Annotated in this window: 4 protein-coding genes; 1 reads left to right on the forward strand and 3 read right to left on the reverse strand. The window is 52.3% G+C overall.

Annotated elements, in window-relative coordinates:
* Positions 1-454, reverse strand: a 454-nt coding sequence (locus MELB17_RS23010) for a gamma carbonic anhydrase family protein (RefSeq protein WP_007352750.1), incomplete at its 3' end; no start/stop codon positions are given.
* A gap of 59 nt (positions 455-513) precedes the next feature.
* The gene (locus tag MELB17_RS23015; protein WP_007352751.1) at positions 514-1,098 is read right to left on the reverse strand and encodes an NUDIX hydrolase; all 585 of its coding nucleotides are present in this window, start codon (positions 1,096-1,098) and stop codon (positions 514-516) included.
* A 106-nt stretch (positions 1,099-1,204) separates the two neighbouring features.
* On the opposite strand from MELB17_RS23015, the gene MELB17_RS23020 reads away from it, so the two are divergent.
* The gene (locus MELB17_RS23020) at positions 1,205-1,759 is read left to right on the forward strand and encodes an NUDIX hydrolase (RefSeq protein WP_007352752.1); all 555 of its coding nucleotides are present in this window, start codon (positions 1,205-1,207) and stop codon (positions 1,757-1,759) included.
* Here MELB17_RS23020 and MELB17_RS23025 read toward each other — a convergent pair.
* Positions 1,760-2,020 (reverse strand): hypothetical protein (locus tag MELB17_RS23025; RefSeq protein ID WP_007352753.1); only part of this gene is annotated, 261 nt, incomplete at its 5' end. It lies immediately after the preceding gene.

Below are 2,020 nucleotides of genomic sequence, written 5' to 3' on the forward strand. Positions count from 1 at the left end.
AGCATTTTTGCTGCTCCGGGCTTAATTGGCGTTTCACCCGTGCCGGCGAGCCTATAACCATAGAGCCGTCGGGTATAACCATGTGTTCCGGTACCAGCGTATTCGCTCCTATCAAGCAGTGCTTGCCAATTTTGGCACCGTTCAGCACAACTGCGTTGATGCCGATCAACGAATAATCGCCCACGTCACAGCCGTGAAGCATGGCTTTGTGCCCCACAGTCACACCACGGCCGATGTTTAACGGTAATCCTGGGTCGGTATGCAATACGGCACCATCCTGCACATTGCTCTGCTCGCCAATCGTAATCAGCTCGTTATCACCGCGAATCACCACGTTAAACCACACGCTGGTTTTGTCTAACAAGCGAACACTGCCGATCACCGAGGCATTATCGGCAACAAAATGGCCACTCCCTTCTAGCACCGGAACTCTGTCGTTCAATTTGTAAAACATAATTTCCTCTTGAAGTATGCCGTCTCTGTTGGGTTCTCGAACCGATTAACACCGCAATATTAACGCGAGGGCGGTCGCTCCAGATCAATACCGGCATCGTACACAGCGTTCATAAAATCGACCAGCACTACGGCTGACAAACCCCATATCTGGTATTTCTCCCAGCGGTAGCAGGGCACATAAATGGTGCCACCCGTAAAAGGTAAGGCATCGGTACGTTCACGCCGGTCTTCCAGCAACCAGGCTATGGGGACACGGAACACACTTTCGATTTCTGCGGGATTAGGGCGTAGTGGATGGTCTTCGGGTACCACGCCTACGTAAGGTGTTACAAGAATACGAGCATGGGATGCAACTTGGCTTAGCGACGACACAATCTGCACCTGGTCTGGCGGCAAGCCGATTTCCTCATGGGTCTCCCGAAGAGCCGTCACCATCAGGTTTTCGTCTTCGGGGTCGCGCCTGCCACCAGGGTACGCTACTTGGCCACGATGGGTTTTGAGATGGGCCGATCGCAAAGTGAACAACATCTCCGGATTACCGCTGTTGTCGGTAATAGGCACCAAAATACCAGCTTCAGGATAGTCCAGCGCCAGCTCGTTAGGCCGGTAGCCTGCTAACCGGGAATGTAACAAGTGCTTCAAAGTATCTCCTGGCATGTTTCAATCAAAGGCGCCATGGCGCTAAGGTGGCTCAGATGGTTAAACTAACGGCCTTTAAGACATCTACTATCAGTATACGGGGAAAGCTATGAATTACTGCAGTGACTGTGGTGAACAGGTAGAGCAGCGGATCCCCGAGGGCGACAATCGTCACCGCTACGTGTGCACCCAATGCAACACTATTCATTACCAGAACCCTCGTATTATCGCAGGCACGGTGCCAGTATGGGACAACCGTATTCTTCTGTGTCGCCGCGCCATCGAGCCTCGCTACGGTTATTGGACTCTGCCTGCAGGCTTTATGGAAAACCAGGAAACAACAGTAGAAGCGGCTGTTCGCGAAACCCGTGAAGAGGCCCTCGCGGAAGTTCACATTGAGGGCCTTTACGTCGTAATCGACGTCCCACACATCGATCAGGTACACATATTTTACCGCGCCACGCTGATTGAGGGTAAATATGGCGCAGGCGAGGAATCACTGGAAACACAATTGTTTGAGCTGTCAGACATTCCTTGGGACGAACTGTCATTTCCGACTGTGCGTAAAACCCTTGAGATTTTTATAAACGATATGAAAAAGCAGACGTTCGGGGTTCACGTTGACAGTATTCGTCACCCTATGGCGAAATCCCGAAAAGCCTGATCAAAACTGCGTCAGAGCAAGCACTTCATAGGCGGGCTCCTCGTAGGGGTGCGCCGCCTTTAATGCAGCAATGGCATTTCTCACGCAGCCCTCAGCGCACACCAACTCCACCTTGTACTCTGCAACGGTTTCCAGAACACCCGCTTGACCGATAAACGGCTGGCTTCCGTCCAGTGGTCGAAACTGCCCTCGCCCTAATATTTGCCAGGCACATTGATCGTAATCACCAATGCGCCCCGCTCCGGCACCGAACAATGCATG

Origin of the sequence: Marinobacter sp. ELB17, assembly GCF_000169375.1 — a bacterium.
Classification (GTDB): domain Bacteria; phylum Pseudomonadota; class Gammaproteobacteria; order Pseudomonadales; family Oleiphilaceae; genus Marinobacter.